Source organism: Arthrobacter sp. 08Y14 (assembly GCF_002929455.1).
Classification (GTDB): Bacteria; Actinomycetota; Actinomycetes; order Actinomycetales; family Micrococcaceae; genus Arthrobacter_B; species Arthrobacter_B sunyaminii.
The window spans coordinates 382,417-399,485 of sequence record NZ_PJIX01000002.1 but is presented as its reverse complement, the minus strand read 5'-3'; the positions used below and the strand labels follow the sequence as shown (position 1 = coordinate 399,485).

14 protein-coding genes and 1 riboswitch are annotated in these 17,069 nt (G+C 62.4%); of the genes, 5 read left to right on the top strand and 9 right to left on the bottom strand.

Annotated elements, in window-relative coordinates; genetic code table 11:
• Positions 1 to 36: 36 nt before the first annotated feature.
• From CXR03_RS08420 to CXR03_RS08400, 5 genes are all read right to left on the bottom strand, one after another.
• Positions 37 to 1,221, bottom strand: a complete 1,185-nt coding sequence (locus tag CXR03_RS08420; protein ID WP_104103313.1) for a thiolase domain-containing protein — start codon at positions 1,219 to 1,221, stop codon at positions 37 to 39.
• A complete protein-coding gene (locus CXR03_RS08415; protein WP_104103311.1) occupies positions 1,218 to 2,555 on the bottom strand; it encodes an MFS transporter in 1,338 nt (445 codons plus the stop codon). The genes CXR03_RS08420 and CXR03_RS08415 overlap by 4 nt, the downstream gene beginning before the upstream one ends.
• Entirely contained in the window at positions 2,552 to 4,393 is a 1,842-nt protein-coding gene (locus tag CXR03_RS08410; protein ID WP_146070474.1) for a GAF domain-containing protein, read from the bottom strand. Before CXR03_RS08410 ends, CXR03_RS08415 begins: the two co-directional genes overlap by 4 nt.
• Positions 4,390 to 5,928 carry a class I adenylate-forming enzyme family protein gene (locus CXR03_RS08405; protein WP_219816213.1) on the bottom strand — a complete coding sequence of 513 codons (1,539 nt, stop codon included), beginning with the start codon at positions 5,926 to 5,928 and terminating at the stop codon, positions 4,390 to 4,392. The genes CXR03_RS08410 and CXR03_RS08405 overlap by 4 nt, the downstream gene beginning before the upstream one ends.
• Positions 5,929 to 6,564: 636 nt before the next feature.
• Entirely contained in the window at positions 6,565 to 7,032 is a 468-nt protein-coding gene (locus CXR03_RS08400) for a MarR family winged helix-turn-helix transcriptional regulator (protein ID WP_104103308.1), read from the bottom strand.
• A gap of 97 nt (positions 7,033 to 7,129) precedes the next feature.
• On the opposite strand from CXR03_RS08400, the gene CXR03_RS08395 reads away from it, so the two are divergent.
• Positions 7,130 to 8,998 (top strand): ABC transporter ATP-binding protein, encoded by a 1,869-nt coding sequence (locus tag CXR03_RS08395; RefSeq protein WP_219816231.1) that lies wholly within the window; start codon positions 7,130 to 7,132, stop codon positions 8,996 to 8,998.
• Between the two features lie 48 nt (positions 8,999 to 9,046).
• Here the strand turns inward: CXR03_RS08395 and CXR03_RS08390 are convergent, their stop codons facing one another.
• Both CXR03_RS08390 and CXR03_RS08385 read right to left on the bottom strand, forming a co-directional pair.
• Positions 9,047 to 9,895: a hypothetical protein gene (locus CXR03_RS08390; RefSeq protein WP_104103305.1), complete on the bottom strand. Its 849-nt coding sequence runs from the start codon at positions 9,893 to 9,895 to the stop codon at positions 9,047 to 9,049.
• 203 nt (positions 9,896 to 10,098) lie between these two features.
• Entirely contained in the window at positions 10,099 to 10,470 is a 372-nt protein-coding gene (locus tag CXR03_RS08385; protein WP_104104056.1) for a VOC family protein, read from the bottom strand.
• A 45-nt stretch (positions 10,471 to 10,515) separates the two neighbouring features.
• Here CXR03_RS08385 and CXR03_RS08380 point away from each other — a divergent pair, with 45 nt between their 5' ends.
• The gene (locus tag CXR03_RS08380; RefSeq protein WP_104103303.1) at positions 10,516 to 10,803 is read left to right on the top strand and encodes a hypothetical protein; all 288 of its coding nucleotides are present in this window, start codon (positions 10,516 to 10,518) and stop codon (positions 10,801 to 10,803) included.
• A 22-nt stretch (positions 10,804 to 10,825) separates the two neighbouring features.
• Here the strand turns inward: CXR03_RS08380 and CXR03_RS08375 are convergent, their stop codons facing one another.
• On the bottom strand, positions 10,826 to 11,287 hold the full coding sequence (locus tag CXR03_RS08375) for a MarR family winged helix-turn-helix transcriptional regulator (protein WP_104103302.1): 462 nt from the start codon (positions 11,285 to 11,287) through the stop codon (positions 10,826 to 10,828).
• Positions 11,284 to 13,017: an MDR family MFS transporter gene (locus CXR03_RS08370; protein WP_104104055.1), complete on the bottom strand. Its 1,734-nt coding sequence runs from the start codon at positions 13,015 to 13,017 to the stop codon at positions 11,284 to 11,286. The genes CXR03_RS08375 and CXR03_RS08370 overlap by 4 nt, the downstream gene beginning before the upstream one ends.
• Before the next feature lie 304 nt (positions 13,018 to 13,321).
• A riboswitch (SAM riboswitch) is annotated at positions 13,322 to 13,420 on the top strand.
• Positions 13,421 to 13,524: 104 nt separating this feature from the next.
• Here CXR03_RS08370 and CXR03_RS08365 point away from each other — a divergent pair.
• Genes CXR03_RS08365 through CXR03_RS08355 form a run of 3 tightly spaced genes read left to right on the top strand, consistent with a single transcriptional unit; the run spans position 13,525 to position 17,068 of the window.
• Positions 13,525 to 15,180: an ABC transporter substrate-binding protein gene (locus tag CXR03_RS08365; protein ID WP_258073558.1), complete on the top strand. Its 1,656-nt coding sequence runs from the start codon at positions 13,525 to 13,527 to the stop codon at positions 15,178 to 15,180.
• Positions 15,177 to 16,178, top strand: coding sequence for an ABC transporter permease (locus CXR03_RS08360; RefSeq protein ID WP_258073557.1), 1,002 nt, complete (start codon positions 15,177 to 15,179; stop codon positions 16,176 to 16,178). Before CXR03_RS08365 ends, CXR03_RS08360 begins: the two co-directional genes overlap by 4 nt.
• Positions 16,175 to 17,068, top strand: coding sequence for an ABC transporter permease (locus CXR03_RS08355; protein ID WP_104103298.1), 894 nt, complete (start codon positions 16,175 to 16,177; stop codon positions 17,066 to 17,068). Before CXR03_RS08360 ends, CXR03_RS08355 begins: the two co-directional genes overlap by 4 nt.
• The last annotated feature ends 1 nt before the right edge of the window (position 17,069 follow it).

The window sequence follows — 17,069 nt, the reverse complement described above, 5'->3', positions numbered from 1 at the left end:
TCTTGTGCTCAGCCAGCGCCGAACGGATTACTGCTACTACAACGATTCCATGATCGTGGCGTAGTTCGCGACCGCTAACCCACCCATGTTGTGAACCAGTCCAATGCCCGCATCGGGCACCTGCATGTCTCCTGCACGCCCGGACAGTTGTAACGCAGCCAAAACGTGCTGGGACACGCCGGTTGCCCCAACAGGGTGCCCCTTCGACTTAAGTCCGCCGGACGGATTCACCGGCAAGCGGCCATCTTTGAGCGTTGTACCCGCATTGACCACCTCCCGGGCACGGCCGGGCTCGGCGAGCCCAATGGCCTCGTACACCAGGAGTTCCGCGATTGTGAAGCAATCATGGACCTCCGCAAAATCCAAGTCAGTGAGCGCACGGTTGGACATCTTGAGCGCCTGCTCTACCGCAGCCTTTGTTCCTTCAAAGGCCAGCGGGTCGCGACGCGCTGCCGGCAAGTAGTCGTTGGACTGGCTATAGCCGACAATTCTCGCCAAACTCCGCACCGCCAGGTTCTCGCGCTGCAGGACGAGTGCTGCTGCGCCATCCGATACGGGAGAACAATCAGTGCGGCGCAGCGGGTGTGCAACCATCGGATTAGCATCAGTAACATCCCTGCAAAAATCAAAGCTGAAGTCCTTGCGCAGGTGTGCATACGGGTTCGCAAGACCGTTGGCGTGATTCTTGGCAGCGATCCACGCCATTTCATCCCCGATAGAGCCGTAACGGCGCTGATACTCGTGAGCGACGGCAGCGAACAAGCCTGCAAAACCGTGACGGGAGGCCGTCCCGGCGGCGTCATAGTCAGCGCCGAGCAACGCTCTTCCGACCGTTTCCGGGGATGAGTTCGTCATCTTCTCGGCCCCTACCACCAACACAGTGTTTGCAGCACCTGCCAGGATTGCCTGGATGCCCTGATGGACCGCCGCGGAGCCCGAAGCACATGCATTTTCCACGCGGGTGGCAGGGACTCCGAGGAGCCCGTCATCAGCCTGGAGCGCCAGTGAGGAACCGAACGCCAAAGGCTGCATCCCCACGTTGAAATTGCCAAAGAAAATTGCGTCTACCGCATCGCCTGGAACATCAGCATCAGCCAATGCCCCACGAACGGCCTCAACAACAAGCGACTCAACGTCCTCCTCATCCAACCTCCCGAAACGGGTATGCCCCACTCCGGAAACCACTATCTCCCGGCAAGGCTGCTTCGTAGCCGCATTCATGGAGCTGCGACCTCTTCCGCCTCCTGCTGTACACCGCCGGAAAGACCGACGAAGTCACTCGACTTCAGAGCAAGGAGGGCCACGATGGAGGCGATGCCTGTAGCCACAAAGAAATAGGCCGGCGAAGAAATGTCTCCCGTGCCGTTCACCAATGCCTGCGCGATGAACGGGGCTGCACCACCGAACACAGCGACAGGGATGTTGTACGCGACGGCAATACCTGTGGAGCGCACGCGCGTGGGCAGAAGCTCGCTCATAGTTGCGTATGTCGAGGAAGCGTAGAGGCCGAAGAGCAGCCCGGTGACGAGCAAAGGCAAAAGGAACGTCCCCGGGGTGGCTCCGGGAGCAACCATAAAGAGCCAGCCCATAGTGATCGTGGCCAGGATGCCGATGACCAGGAGGAAAGGCTTTCGCCCGAACCTGTCGGTGAAGGCGCCCCCGAACGGCATGGCCACCGCGGCAAGGAGGCTCGAAATAAACACATAAACGAGAGTGGTTCCGGGGGAAAACTTGAGCGTCGTCGACATGAAGGTCGACATGTAGGTCAGTACCAGATAAAAAATCGAGCTGTGAAGGGTGATGATGAAGAAAACGAGGACCAGCTGGCGGCGATACTGGAAAACATCCCGCAGCGGTGCTTTGGAGGTTTCACCGTTTGCCTGTAGCTCGCGGAATTCCGGGCTGTCCTCCAACTTCATACGGATGTAGATGGCGATAAGTGCCAAGGGGCCGGCGATCAGGAAGGGAAGGCGCCATCCCCAAGCCGTCATGGCTTCCGAACCGAGCAGATAAATCAGTGAGTTGGCGACCACGCCACCGATCAATAGCCCCACCACGGCGGTGACCATCAACCAACTGGTAGCAAATCCGCGCTTGCCATTCTCCGCGTATTCAGAAATGAAGCTGGTAATAGTGCCAATCTCTCCACCGGCGGAGAATCCCTGAACGCAGCGGATGAGTATCAGCAAGATCGGGGCCATGACGCCGATGGTGTCGCCTGTGGGCAGAAGGCCGATCAGGAAAGTGGATCCCCCCATCAGTACCAGGACCATCAAAAGGGTACGGCGGCGGCCCAACTTATCGGCCATCGGGCCGAAGAACAGACCGCCAATCGGACGCATAAAGAAACTCAAAGCAAAGACCGCGAACGAGCTCAGAAGGCTGACACCTGGGGTATCCGATGCAAAAAAATTTGCGCCCATATAGACCGCCAGAAACCCATATATGCCGTAGTCGTACCATTCGATAAGGTGCCCGGCGGTTGCCCCTAGAAATGCGCGGCGGCGCTTTTTGTCTGTTGTGTGGACTACGACTGGCGTATTGGCCTGCTTCATGACTGGTTCCTCTCTGAACCGGTGGGAAGTACCTGTAGTGATTGACGTTGCAAAGTCCAGACCGTGATGGCCAGGCGTCTTTGAAGATACGAAGCGCCGCCCTTCCAATGGGTTCCAAGCAGTTCATCGATGCGCGCAAGGCGCTGGTGAACTGTGTTTGGATGCAGGAAGAGCTGCTCTGCCGCTTGGCTAATGTTCATTCCGGCGTCGTAAACAGTGGTGAGGGTCAAAACGAGCTGCGTATTGTTTTTGGCGTCGTAACGGAGCAGATCTCCGATAGCCTGGTCAACAAAGGCAACTAGTTGTTCTGCAGTCAAAGTACTCAGAACGGACGGAAGCGGTTCGAGGTCCGCTGCGGTAGCCCATTCGCCTTTCCGGCCGAGGGCGGTCAGGAGGCGCACTGTGCTAAGCGCCTGTTCCGTGGCTTCCCTTAGGTTTTCTGCAGGGGCGGAAAGGATAGCAGCCCCCACTTCGACGGGGCCGTTGACCAAGGAGCTCACTGCCAGATGGACGTTACGGGCAAGCTGTCCCGGCTGGTCTTCACCGAGCCACAGGAGGATATGTCCGGAGTGTTCCGAGGCGAGGGACGGCTGGCCTTCGGCATAGCGGCGGACTGCACTTAATAGCTCAGCCATGGGAACCGTTCCCGACCCGATGGCGACCACGCGTCGCAGACCTGCCACGAACGGGGCAGCTTCGCTAAGCAGGCCCCGGGCAGGGCTGCTCCCCGCATCCCTGAGCAGCTCCTTCATTAGCCGGTCTGCACTGGCTTGGTCCTCAGCGGCCGTAGCGCGCAAAGAACCCATGATCAAACCTGACGTCGCGGCTGCGCGCAACAGAACCTTCGACGCCAAATCATGGCTCGCGTTGGTCGGACCACCAACCGTCTCCAAACGTCCGATCCGGTGTCCCGAAACTACGATGTCCTCCGAACGCCCCGGCTTATCCTCAAGATGTACTCCTTCCGCCTGAGGACTCGAGGCAAGGAGCCGCCCTGTATCGTCAAGGAGCCGGAGAGCTGCTCCTAGCTCATTTGAGGTCAATTCCACGACCGCCGGCATTGACCCTCCATTAAGCAGAATCCCGAACAATCGGTCCTGGAAGTCGATGAGTCTGTGTGTTGCCGACTCCTTCGAACGGAGTTCGGCCAGCGCTTCTTGGAGCTCTGCGCGCGCCTGAAGATCGCTCGCTTGCGCTTCAGCATTCCGAATGACAATGGCGGCATGTGAGGCGAGCTGTTGGAGCAGGTCCACGTCCTGATGCCGGTAGCCGTGCGCTCTGCGGTCCCCCGCCAGCAGTACTCCCAGCACCTTTCCTGCTGTCATTACCGGTACACCAACAAGCGCCGAAAGGCCCTCTTTTACCGTGGCGCTGTCTATGCCTTCTCCATGCTGGTAGGTCCGATCAGCGAGATAATTACTGGTCCAACTGGGTTTCCGAGTCGCGGCTATATGCCCGGAAATCCCCACTCCGCGGTCAACTTCCAACGCCATAAACTCGTCCGTCAGGATTCCGTCTGAAACGGTCATAGATGCCCGGCCGGTCGCCGCATCGAAGGTCAGGAAGTAGGCCACTTCGGAAAGCAAAAGCCTACGTGCCGGGGAGACGATGGCAAAGAGGATTCCGTCAATGCCGCCCGTGCCACTCACCTCCCGTACGGAGTCCAATAAGGCAGTAAACGTCCGCTCACGCTCGGAGAAGGTGTCCAGCCGTGATTGAATGCCGATCGCCGATGACAGCAGCTCCGCCGGAAGATTCTGCACCCTCCTCAGATCTTCAACTGAGGTCCCCGCTGCCAGCATTTCCAGCAACAGCATGGCGCGTTCGTTCGCGGTCACCGCGTCGACGCCAGTTTGAAGCGACGGATTTTTCCCACGGACGTCCGGGGAAGCTCGTCAATAAAATGCCATTCCCGGGGACGTGCCTGGGGCACAAGATGCGCGTCGGCCCACGCACTGAGTGAATCCCCAGTGCATTCCGTTGCGCCGGGTTTTCGGACGACATACGCCACCGGCACGTGATCCCGAATGGGGTCCTCACGGCTAAGGACAGCTGCTTCGAGTACCCCTGGAGCCTGGGCCACTGCAGCCTCAACCTCAGTAAGGCTGACGTTTTCGCCGGCAACCTTAATTACGTCGTCGATGCGGCCGACAAACTTCAGATGTCCATCCGGAGTCTCTTCTGCGAGGTCACCCGTTCTGAACCATTCCCTACCATCTACGTTCACGAACGCTGTGTCATTTGCGGCAGGATTATCGAGATACTCGCAGAACAATGTGATCCCGCGTTGGCCTGACACCATAACCACCCCGGGTGTTCCTGGAGCTACCGGTACAAGATCTACCGGATCGGCAAGATATATCTCACGGCCGGGTATGACGGTCCCAATGGTGTCGGACCGGGGCGTGGCTGAGAGATCGGCAGTCACGATGGCCGTAGTTTCCGTCATCCCGTAAAGCTGGCGCGGCAAGCAGCCGACCAGTTCCGCAAAATCTCCATAATGCTCGCTGCCCAGACTCTGGGCGAACCATACGTGCTGCAGTTGTATGGGGATGGTGTCAGCGGGAGTGCGAGCAAGGATCATGCGGATCGGCGCAGCGAACAGACTGGCATGCGTGGCCTGCAATTCCTGCGCATGGCGAACCCAATTGGAGGCGGAAAACCGTGAGGTGAGCGCAACTGATGCGCCCACATGGATCGCCGAAGAGAAGCAGTAGAACTGCGCATTGCCATGGAAAAGTGGGAGTGTGACCAGCCATCGATCTGATTCCCGCAGGCCAATTAGTTCGGCCATGGTCTTTGCGATGTACGCATAATTTGCCTGAGTCAGGACAACGGCTTTCGGTTCTGATGTCGTCCCGGATGTGAAAAGAAGCGCCAGCTGATCGGCAGCCTGTGGCGCGGCTACCTTCCGCGACTCCCCCAGGAGTGGCGCCCCGTCCAAAGCATCACCTTCGTCTTCGCTCACGAAGATGAGATCGGTGAGCAGACCACGGGCGCCCTCCTCGTAAGTATCCCGACGCCCATCCGCTGCGATGCCGAGAACCGGCGCAGTCCGCTTAATCTGTTTGGCGATATCCTGCGCGGTCGACGCCGGATCAACCGCGACCAGAACAGCTCCCATCTTCGCCAGCGCGAGCCACACGAGCAGAAAGGCAGGGGAGTTTCGGAGGGCAACATGAACCCGCGATCCAGGAACCACTCCCCGCGCAGCCAGCCGGCCGGCGGTTCTTACCACCAGCAGATCGAAGTCTGCATAGGAATAGGACGTATCCTTCCCTGCATCGCTTCGAAAAACCAGGAACGTCTGCTTCCCGTAGGCGGCAACTGCATGTGCCCAGGTTTCGGCAAACGTATGGCTACGGATTTCCACGGCAAGACCCCTCGGTGGTAGTGATGCACATCACAGTACCTCGGGGCGGATAGTCCTCCTATGTGAAAATTCCCACAGATGCCGTCCTATCGTTGGAGATATCCACACAGGCCGCATCTGTCCGGCGATCGATACACCCGCGGCAACGTCGCCAGCGAGCGCTTTCTCGACCCGGCGGCCCATATCCCGACCCTCCTCGTCGTGGGCTGCCAGCATTTTGGGTTGCGCGCGGTTTCCAGCACCGGGGACTTCTGCCGGCAGACTTGCTCCCGGCGCCCGCCGCCCGCCATTGACGGCCATGGCTCCACAGCCCCGCAGCAGCCGCAACACTGCAGTCAGGACAAACGGTTCCGGCTAGGCAAAGCAGCGCACCGGACCGCAGTCTAGATCCAGGAAATAGAGGTATTCCCGCCGCTCCGCGACCAGGCGCACGACCCCGAGGCATCAAGGTCCGCCTCTGCCCCAGCTGCCGCTGCCGGTCCACCAGCAGGTCCGCACAGCATCTCGCAGCTCATGGGGAATCGAGTCGCCATCGCCTGAGCGCTGGTTCCGCGCACATGCAAGTAGCAGGCTTTCTGGGTCGACGTAGAGTACTTACATCGCAAGGCTAAGGCTCGCCGCAGCGATGTTTCGATGTCACACAAGCATCCCCAGAATCCGCGCCAATTCTCCTCGATCTGCGGGCTCCAGCACGGAGAAAAACTCATCAGCCTCCCGCTTCCGGTCCGCCAAAACCTGCTTCCGCAACCTTTCCCCTTCAGCGGTCAGCGCCAGCAGCGTCGCCCGGCGGTCAGTCGGATGCGGCGTCCGTTCAATCAGACCCTTCGCAGCAAGCTGGTCGACCACCTCGGTGGCCGACCGCGGAGCGATCCGCAGCCGTTCCGCCAGCTCCTTCAGCCGCAGCCCCGGAGTATCCTCCGGCCCCGGTTCACCCTTCGATCCAGAGGATGTGAGGGCAGCACGCGCCACGGCATTCAGCGCACGAAACTGGTGCGGCGTCAGATCGAACGGAGCAAGCTGGAGCATCCAGCGCTTCCGAAGTCCGCGGAACGCGGCGTGCATCAGGTCTCCCAGGGCCGCCGGATCGGCGGAGGCATCAATCATGAACCCAGTCTACCCATTTCGTGGTTACCACATAGTGAGGTAACCTCTGTATTAGCTGCCGAGTACATCACCGGCAGCATCAGGAGGACCTTTGGCTATATCAGGAATCGAGAGCCCCGGCGTCGACGGCGGAGGTGGCGGCCGCGGAGGCCGCGGACCCGCGAAGCTCAACCCGGCGGACAAAAAACAGCTCAAGCAGCATCCCGTTTCACTCTCCCGCATCGCGGCGCTGTTCGCACCGCACAAGGGGACCATCGCCGTCGTCGTCCTGCTCATCACCGCAGCTTCAGTGGTGGGGCTCGCGCAGCCGTTCCTGGTGCGCGCTGTGATCGACGACGCCCTGCCCAACGGCAACGTCCGCCTCCTGGCCTTCCTCACCGCTGCCATGGTGGGTGTTGCCGCCGTGACCTCCGCGATCGGCGTGGTGCAGACCTGGCTGGCCACGGCCATGGGCCAGCGTGTCATGCACACCCTGCGCGTGAACCTCTTCACCCACCTGCAGTCCCAGTCGCTGGGCTTCTTCACCCGAACCCGGGGCGGCGAAGTCCAGTCCCGCCTCACGCACGACATCTCCGGCATGCAGTCAGTCGTCACAACCACCGCCACCGGTGTTGCCTCCAACCTCACGACGGCCGTCGCCACCGCGGTGGCGATGGTGGTCCTCTCTCCCGGGCTGAGCCTGATCTCGCTGATCGTACTGCCGCCGGCCATCTGGCTGTCCCGCCGCGTCGCCAAAATCCGCCGTGAGGTCACCGACGAGCGCCAGCGCGAACTCGCCGCCCTGCACACCCAGGTGGAGGAGGGCTTGTCCGTTTCCGGGGTGCGCCTGGCTAAGACCCTGGGCACGATTCCCCGCGACGCTAGCCGCTTTACCGCCCGCTCGGAGAAACTCGTGGGGCTGGAGATGCGCAGCCAGCTCGCCGGACGCTGGCGGATGGCCACCATGCAGATTGTCTTTGCAGCCATTCCCGCCGTCATCTATCTCGCCGCAGGTTTCCCTGCCACGAGCGGCGGCATGACGATTGGCACCCTGGTCGCCTTTACCGCCCTGCAGGGGACCATCTTCCGGCCGGTAATGGGCCTGCTGAACATCGGCGTGCAGTGGGTTACCGCGCTGGCGTTCTTTTCCCGGATCTTCGAATACCTTGACCTGGTTCCGGCCATCAAGGCGCCGGAACATCCCCTCCGGCTGGACCCGGCCACGGTGCGCGGCGAAGTCCGGTTCGAGGGTGTGCGGTTCGCGTACGACGGCGGCTCTGGGGACGGCACTGACGTATTGCGCGGCATCGACCTGACCCTGTCCCCGGGTACCACCACCGCCGTCGTGGGGGCAACCGGTTCCGGCAAGAGCACCCTGGCGTCGCTGCTGCCGAGGCTTAATGATGTCAGTACCGGCCGCGTCACGATCGACGGAGTGGACCTGCGGGAGATTGCACCGGAGGATCTGGCCAGAATTGTCGGCGTAGTATCACAGGAGACCTACCTGATTCATGCCTCCGTCCGCGAAAACCTCCTGCTGGCCGCTCCTGAAGCCACCGATGAGCAGCTGTGGCAGGCGCTGGCGGCGGCCCGGATCGCAGACTCCATCGGCGCCCTGCCCCAAGGGCTGGACACCTTGGTGGGCGCACGCGGACACCGTTTCTCCGGTGGCGAGCAGCAGCGCCTGGCCATTGCCCGCACCATCCTGCGCAACCCGCCGGTACTGGTGCTGGACGAGGCAACCTCGGCACTGGACAACACCACCGAGGCGCAGGTCCAGGCGGCCCTGGAGCGGCTGTCCGCCGGCCGGACCACGCTGACCATCGCACACCGGCTGTCCACCGTGGAGAACGCGGACCAGGTGGTGGTGCTCGACGCCGGAGAGATCGTCGAGCGCGGCACTCCCGCCCGCCTGCGGGAAGCAGGCGGCGCGTTTGCCCGGCTGGCCGCCAGGAGCTCCGCAAAACAGGACACCGGCATCCGGTAATGTCCCCGGTACCGCTTGGAAACAGTTCACCTGGGCCTGCCCGCGGCGCTAGTCCTGCTGCAGGGACTGGAATCCTTCAATGAGAGTCCACGCTATGGAGGCGTATTCACGGATGTCCATTGATGGACTGATGAATTCGCCGTTATGGACCAGAAAGTTCCGAAGTAACCGGAGCTGATCGACGCTGTCAGCGATGTATCTGGGGGTGCCCGAATTTCTCAGTGCCCGGATAAGGTCATGACCCTTTAGCGGCGCCTCGGGCTCTTTCAGTTTCACCCATCCCTGAGCGGCATATTCCACCTCGGAATAAGCTTCTTTAACAGCAGCTGCCGGGGAGACAATGTCTGCAATGTCCTGCAGTCTATTGACCCACGTTGCCCACTTTGAGGTTCCGGCCCGAAGCGTGGCTTCACTAGCGTCTGCCTGTTTCATTCTCTCGATTGCGTCAATCCAGTTTGCGGCCATCTCGGCATATGCAACATGACGCCGGTCGGCCAATCCACTCGCTGCCGAATCGCTCTGGCGAGCGAATCCCCTCCGGATATCCGAACCATGGCTGTCCGGGTTATCAGGGTCCGCCCTTCGGACGATTTTTGGCGTTTCCTCACGGGAGCTGCCAGTGGATGTTGAGGCGGATGCGCGGATACTCCGTTCGGCGGAAGACGCCTCGGCTGCTCCTTCCGTGAGTGTCACGATGGTTTCCTCCACCTGCTCACGGAAAAACTTGACCCCGCCCAGGGGTGACGACACTTCCTTTAACTCCGCTATCCGCTCCGACAGTGCAAGGACAAGGCTGATAACCGGCTTCTTGTAGAGAAACAGAAGCACGACGACGGCTGCCGGCCATGCCAGCAAAGAGACCAGACTAGTGATGAAGACAAGCCATTCTGCGGTCATATCTTCGCCCCCTGCCCCGGCTATCCGGCACCTGCGGCACTAACTGTGCCAAATGCTGGTATAACTGCCGACCGACTAGCTCCTATTATCCTTTCCAACAGATGAATAAACAGGGTCTGTGGCCATATTCAGGGGTTTTGACTCCACATATTGGTACACGCCAATGAATGGACGTCCGCCCGCACCATCAGGGGCAATTACCGCTACGCCAGGCAGAGGCAGAACGGGTGTCCGGCCGGATCCAGAAAAACGCGAAAGGTGGTGCCCGGCTGGTACGGATGCTTGGTGGCACCGAGCTGCAGCACCGCCGCCTCGGCTTCATCCAGATCATCAACATCCACATCAATATGCACCTGCTGTGGAATGTCCTGTTCCGGCCAGACCGGCGCCGTGTAGTTTTCCACCTGCTGGAAGCAATAGCGCTGGCCGGTGACATCGGTAATGTCAGTCCAGCCGTCGTAGGATTCATCCTCATGCAGGTTCACCGTCCAATCCAGCAGGGCACCGTAAAAGGTGGCAAGTGCCGCGGGATCAGGGCAGTCAATGACAGTGGTGGGAGTGCGTGCGATAGCCATGGCTGGAAACATATTCCCTCGGCCTGTATCTGGCAAGATGGAGCCATGAAGATATCCCGCGCCGACACAGCTGCCGACGAAGGCTTCTTTCCGTGGCCCCGTGAGGTGCCCGCGGAATGGATCCTGCGGGCACATCCGATCATCCTCATGGTGTCAGCGCTGGTGCTGTTCCATCAGTTTGCTCCCCTGCCGGCCAGCCCCATGGGCTTCATCAGCGAGTTCTTTGTGCTGAGCACCGCCTTCTCCATGCTGTCCTCCCGCAGCCGCAGGCGAAACCAGAATGCCAGGGGTCCTGAGGCGCCTCATACCGGGTCGGAGCGCCCCGCGGAATAGGAATGCCGCCCAGGGCGGAGCCTCAGCTCGCGTCTGCCAGCGTGCGGGGGCTGCGAAGCCGAGAGAGATAGCCGGCAAATTCATGCAGCTCTTCCGCCGACCAGTCATCCAGGATGTGGCTGTCCAGCATAATGCCGGTTTGGACAGCGCCCACCCGTTCCTCTGCGGCCGGTGTCAGGACCAGCACGCGGGCGCGGCCGTCCCGGGGGTCGGCCTGCACCTCAATCAGTCCCAGTTCCTCGAGCTGTCGTGACTGCCTGCTGATGACACTTTTGTCCACCATCAGCAGGTCTGCCGCCGCTCCGGAATGCAGCGGACCCTCACGCTTGAGCAGTTGCAGCATTTTGAGGCCAAACAGGGGCAGGGTCGGGTCGATGCCCTTGGCTGCGTCCCGCATGCGGCTGCGAACGGTTTCCGTGAGAAGACGCAGGTTTTCCTCAACCTCGTGCAGAGCCTTTGTCCGGCCCAGCTCCCGCGGTGTCACTTGGGCTGACTCTCCGGGTTGGCAGTCCTCACCGGTGAGACCGGATCCACCAGGGCCACGGCGCCCGTCGCCACGTCGGCCAGTGCAAGCTCGGCCGGTGAGGGACGCTCGTTCCGGGCCGCGGAATCCGCAGCGGTGTCGGATGCCTGGGTCTCCACCGCGGCGGAAGCTACGGCGATGCCGGCTGTTGCCGCAAGATCAGCGGTTGCGGCGGCCTTCTTCAGCTGTACGGCATTCTGGCGTCCAAGCTTGGCATTCGGAATGAAGATGACAGCCAGCAGCGTAATGACGGCCAGCGGAACGCTGTACAGGAAGACCGAGCCGACGCCGACGCCGTACGCACTTTCCACCAGCACGGCAATGGTGTCAGGCAGTTCGGAGACCTTGGGGATGGATCCGCTGCCCAGGGCCACGGCGGCCGCAGCCTGGTCAGCCGGGGCCAGCGCACCGATGCCGTCCTTGATTTCGGAGGCAACGATGGTCCCGAGCACCGAACCCAGCACGGAAACGCCCACGGTACCGCCGAGGCTGCGGAAGAAGGTCACCGCACTGGTGGCCACACCGAGGTTCTTCACCTCAATGGAGTTCTGGACCACGAGCACCAGGTTCTGCATCAGCATGCCCAGGCCAGCGCCCAGAACGGCCATGTAGATGCCGACCAGCACCAGGTTGGTGTCATAGGCCAGGGTGCTCAGCAGGATGGAACCCACCACGGTGAGCACACCGCCGGAAATCATGACGGCCTTCCACTTGCCGGTGCGGCTGATGATCGTTCCGAACAGCGTGGAGGAAACCAGCAGGCCGGCCATCATGGGGATGGTCAGCAGGCCGGACTCGGTGGGGGTGGCGCCGCGGGCCAGCTGCATGTACTGCGCAAGGAACACAGAAGTGCCGAACATGGACACGCCCACGGAAATGCTGGCCACGACGGAAAGGGTGAAGGTGCGGTTCTTGAACATGGACAGCGGAATGATCGGTTCCGGGGACTTGAATTCCACCAGCACGGCAGCGATCAGCAGCAAGGCGGATCCGGCGACCATGAGGAAGGAGGCCAGCGAGGCCCAGCCGAACTGGTTGCCGGCCAGGGTCACCCAGATCATCAGCAGCGACACGCCGCCGGCGATCAGGACAGCACCCAGGTAGTCGATGTGGACCTTGCGCTTGGCGTGCTGGGGCAGGTGCAGGGTCATCTGCAGCAGGATGATGGCAGCCACCGCCACCGGCAGGGCAATGAAGAAGTTCCAGCGCCAGCCGAAGGCGTCAGTGACAACGCCGCCCAGCAGCGGTCCGCCCACGGTGCCCAGCGCCATGACGGCACCAAAGAGTCCGGCGTACTTCCCGCGGTCGCGCGGGCTGATGATGTCAGCCATGATGATCTGGCTCAGCGCGGCGAGACCACCGGCACCCAGACCCTGCAGCACGCGGAAGACAATCAGCGTGCTGGTGTCCTGCGAGAAGCCGGCCAGTGCCGAGCCGAGCACAAAGATGCCCAGCGCGAGCTGGATCAGCAGCTTGCGGTTGAACAGGTCGGCAAACTTGCCCCACAGCGGCGTTGACACCGTTGTGGCCAGCAGTGTTCCCGTCACCACCCAGGTGTAGGCGGACTGGTTGCCGTCAAGGTCCGAGATGATCAGCGGCAGGGAGGTGGAAACCACCGTGCCCGCCAGAATCGAGACAAACATGCCAAGGAGCAGGCCGGAAAGGGATTCCAGCACCTGCTTGTGGGTCATGGTCCCGTCCGGGGAGGCGGTCCGCTTGGGCACCTTGGCCTTCTTCTCGGACTTTTTTTCGGGGGGACGTTCTGCGGGGGACATCGGGCTCCTGCTAGTAGTTGATTTAGATCAACTATATAAGTAATTGCCCTTAGTCAACTAATTTCGTGGCGCATCGCACACTCTTGGCCTGGACGCCCGGCCCCGGGTCCAGATGACACCGCCGTGAACCTCTGTGACCGCCGATGACGCACCGAGACGGCGCATGAGGTCAAAAACGGTCATCGCTGGCCCGGCCATGATCCATGGGCTAGCTTTTCCTTAACCATCCCGAGCGGCCGAGAGACCTGGATCGACGACGCCGCAGCAACCCTCCCCGCCCAGCAGCGGGGAACGGTGCTACTGCCAGGACCGATGGAGAAGCTGCGCGCTTTCGTTGGTCAGCTTCGCCCTGCCCCGGCACGGCGAAGCTGCCGCCGGCGAACCTGCGTCGCCCTCCGCCGGGCGATGATTCAGGAGCCTGACGTGAGCACAGCAAGACCTCTCAAACCCCATCCCCAGCTACCCCGCATCCTCGCCGTCCTCACGGCAGGGGCCATGCTCGCCACTGTGGTTTCAGGTTGCGGCGGGCCAGCCGCAGCCAGCGGCAGCGACACCTTTGTCTTTGCCACCGGCAAGGACATTTCGTGCCTGGATCCCCACGTGGACGGCGACATGCCGCAGGCATCCATCGCAGCGAATTACCTGGATTCGCTCGTTTCACAGGACAGCGGCGGCGCCATCCATCCGTGGCTCGCCACAGCGTGGTCAGTGTCCGGCGACGGTCTCACCTACACATTCACAGTGCGCGACGACGTCTGGTTCACCGACGGGACAAAACTCACCGCGGAAGCAGTGAAGGCAAACCTGGACCACATGGTGGATCCAAACACACAGTCCGGTACCGCAGGCGGTTACCTCAAACCCTACGAGTCCACGCAGGTAGTGGACCCGACCACCGCCGTCGTCACCCTGAACCGACCGTATGCGGCGTTCCTGGAGGTGCTCGCCCAGCCCTTCCTCGGCATCCAGTCACCCGCGGCCCTGAAGCGGCCGCAAGTGGAAAACTGCCACTCGCCCGTGGGCTCGGGACCATACAAGATCATGGACTACGTCCCGCAGTCCAAGGTCACCCTGGTCCGCAACGAAGACTACAACTCCGCTCCGCCCTTCGCGCAGCATGACGGCCCGGCACACATTGAGAAGATCGAATGGCGCATTGTGCCCGAAGACTCCACGAGGTACGGCCTGCTGCGGGCAGGCCAGGCGGACGCCCTGGACCTCATGCCCTCGGTCCATTTTGCCGAGGCGGAGGCGGACGCAAATGTGGAGCTGACCCTGCGTGACCGGCCCGGAAACCCTACCAACCTGATCCTCAACACCACCCGTGCGCCGTTTGACGATCTCAACGTCCGCAAGGCTTTCCTGCACAGCGCCCACGTGGACGCTGGCATCAACAGCGTCTACTTTGGCACCGTCACCCGGGCCGGCGGGCCGCTCAGCTCCACCACCGGCTTCTACTCCCCCGATTTTGAGCACGTCTATGACCCGGACCCCGCCGAAGCAGCGCGCCTGCTCGACGACGCCGGCTGGACGGAACACGACGCCGAAGGGTACCGGGTGAAAGACGGCGAGCGCCTGAGAGTTCATTTCCCGTACACCCCCGGCGCCTGGCCCGCTGCGCACCAGGCGTTGGTCACTCAAATCCAGGCGACAGCGAAGCAGGCCGGCTTCGAGGTGCTGATCGAGAACGGCGACGCAGCAACCGTGAGCGAACTGGGCAATACCTTCGAATACGACCTTCGCGCCGATTACTGGAACACCAACACCGCCGATGTGCTGCGCATTGTCTTCTCCTCGGAATACACCGAGTCCGCCGGCTTTGTAGCCAACGGGTCGGGGTTTCGGAATCCCGGGCTGGACTCGATCCTGAACGCGGCACTTGCCACCGACGATGCTGCCGTCCGGAAGGAGCTCTACCACCAGGCCCAGCAGATCGTCAGCGACCACGCCCTCCAGCTGCCGCTCTACAACCAGGCCAGCCAGGTGGCCCTGCGCAGCGACCGCTGGACAAACCTCACCCTTGAACCCAGCCTTTCCCTCCCCTACCTCTACGACGTCACGGCGGTGGATCCCCAATGAGCACCCAATCCCTTGATCCCCTCAACACGGCACCGCGCACAACGGTGTCCGGAGGCAGCACCGGCCGCATTGTCGCTAAGCGGACCGCCGGCAGCGTTTTTGTCCTCTGGGCGGCCGTCACCCTCACCTTCTTTGTCCTGCACCTCACGCCCGGCGATCCCGTAACAGCGATCCTCGGGGGTGCCGGATCCTCCCCGTCGCCCGAGACGGTGGCAGCGGTAAGGGCCCAGTACGGACTCGACCGGCCCGTTCTTCTGCAGTACCTCTCCTATCTGGGCAACCTGATCACCGGGGACTTTGGGGTGTCCTACATCTTCAAGGTTCCCGTGATCGAGATCATCGGTCCGCAGATCCTTCCCACCCTGCAGCTCGCCGGACTGGCGCTGGCCTTCGCCTGGGTCATCGCCCTGGCATTCACGCTCCTCACGGTGGGCCGCGGACGCGTGCTCGACGGCGTCGGCCGGACCCTGGAGGTGTTCTTCGCTTCCCTTCCCCCGTTCTGGGTGGGCATCATGCTTGCGGTCCTCTTCGCCGTCATCCTGGGCTGGTTCCCGGTGGCCGGAGACGACGGCTTCCGCTCGCTCGTCCTGCCGGCGCTTTCACTGGCCATCCCCCTGTCCGGGTTCATCGCCCAGGTCACCCGGTCCTCCTTCGAAGAAGCCCTGGCCCAGCCGTTCATCCTCAGCGCCCGTGCCAGGGGGCTGAGCGACGCCGCCGTGCGGCTGACGCATGCCCTGCGGCACGCCATCCTGCCCGGCCTCACGCTGTCCGCGTGGGCAGTGGGCTCACTGGTGAGTTCCGCCGTCGTCGCCGAGATCATTTTTGCCCGGGCCGGGCTGGGGCGTTCCCTCGTGGACGCCATCATCAACCGCGATATGCCGGTAACCCTGGCCGTGGTGTTCATCATTGCCGCCGTCTACATCCTCGTGAACCTCGCCGTGGATCTCCTCTACCGCGCGGTGGATCCCCGCACCAACCCGACAGGAAGTGCAGCATGACCACGATTGCCAGACCCGCCTCAACTGTGCAAAAGCCCGCCGGCCCGCTGACCGGCGGGACGCCTTCGCGCACCCTACGGCTGGTCCGCAGCACTCCCGCCGGTGTGTGGATGGCCGGCGCGCTTCTGGTGTTCCTGGTGCTCGCCGCCGTCGCCCCTTCCCTGTTCCTGCGGCAGGACCCCTACGAGATTGATCCCGCCAACGCCTTCCAGGCGCCGGGCGCATCCCATCTGTTCGGCACCGACCAGAACGGCCGCGACATCCTGTCCCGGGTGATCGCCGGCACCGGCCAGTCTCTGCTTCTGGGCCTGGCGGCCACGGCTATCGGACTGGTCCTGGGCGGTGCACTGGGCATTGCTGCCGGAGTGTCCGGCAAGCGGGTCGACTCGGCGATCTGCCGTTTCGTCGAAATCCTCTTCGCCTTCCCCGGCCTGCTCCTGGCCCTGATCGTAATCGCCGTCTCCGGCACCGGCGTCGTCACCGCCGCGGTTGCCGTGGGAATCGGATCCGCCCCCGGCTACGCCCGGATGCTCCGCACCCAGGCGCTGCAGGTGGTGGCCGCCCCCTATGTGGAAACGGCTCTCTCCCTGGGCCGGTCACGCTCCCACATCCTCCGGCACACCATCATCCCCAACGTGGCGCGGCCGCTGTTTGTCCTCGTCACGCTCGGCATCGGACAGTCCATTGTCTGGGCATCCTCCCTGAGCTTCCTCGGACTCGGCGCACAGCCGCCGGCCGCCGAGTGGGGCGCAATGCTCGCCGACGGGCGCAACTACCTCCAGATCGCCTGGTGGATTGCCGCGTTCCCCGGGATATTCATCACTCTCGCGGCCCTGACCACCACGGTGGTGGGCCATCACCTGCAGCGCCGACTCGAAGCAGAGGTCTGAC

Excerpts from the sequence above, each read along its gene's own strand:
- CXR03_RS08390 (WP_104103305.1), bottom strand. The coding sequence starts at position 9,895 with ATGACCGCAGAATGGCTTGTCTTCATCACTAGTCTGGTCTCTTTGCTG.
- CXR03_RS08355 (WP_104103298.1), top strand. The coding sequence starts at position 16,175 with ATGACCACGATTGCCAGACCCGCCTCAACTGTGCAAAAGCCCGCCGGC.
- CXR03_RS08420 (WP_104103313.1), bottom strand. The coding sequence starts at position 1,221 with ATGAATGCGGCTACGAAGCAGCCTTGCCGGGAGATAGTGGTTTCCGGA.
- CXR03_RS08385 (WP_104104056.1), bottom strand. The coding sequence starts at position 10,470 with ATGGCTATCGCACGCACTCCCACCACTGTCATTGACTGCCCTGATCCC.
- CXR03_RS08400 (WP_104103308.1), bottom strand. The coding sequence starts at position 7,032 with ATGATTGATGCCTCCGCCGATCCGGCGGCCCTGGGAGACCTGATGCAC.
- CXR03_RS08380 (WP_104103303.1), top strand. The coding sequence starts at position 10,516 with ATGAAGATATCCCGCGCCGACACAGCTGCCGACGAAGGCTTCTTTCCG.
- CXR03_RS08415 (WP_104103311.1), bottom strand. The coding sequence starts at position 2,555 with ATGAAGCAGGCCAATACGCCAGTCGTAGTCCACACAACAGACAAAAAG.
- CXR03_RS08360 (WP_258073557.1), top strand. The coding sequence starts at position 15,177 with ATGAGCACCCAATCCCTTGATCCCCTCAACACGGCACCGCGCACAACG.
- CXR03_RS08370 (WP_104104055.1), bottom strand. The coding sequence starts at position 13,017 with ATGACCCACAAGCAGGTGCTGGAATCCCTTTCCGGCCTGCTCCTTGGC.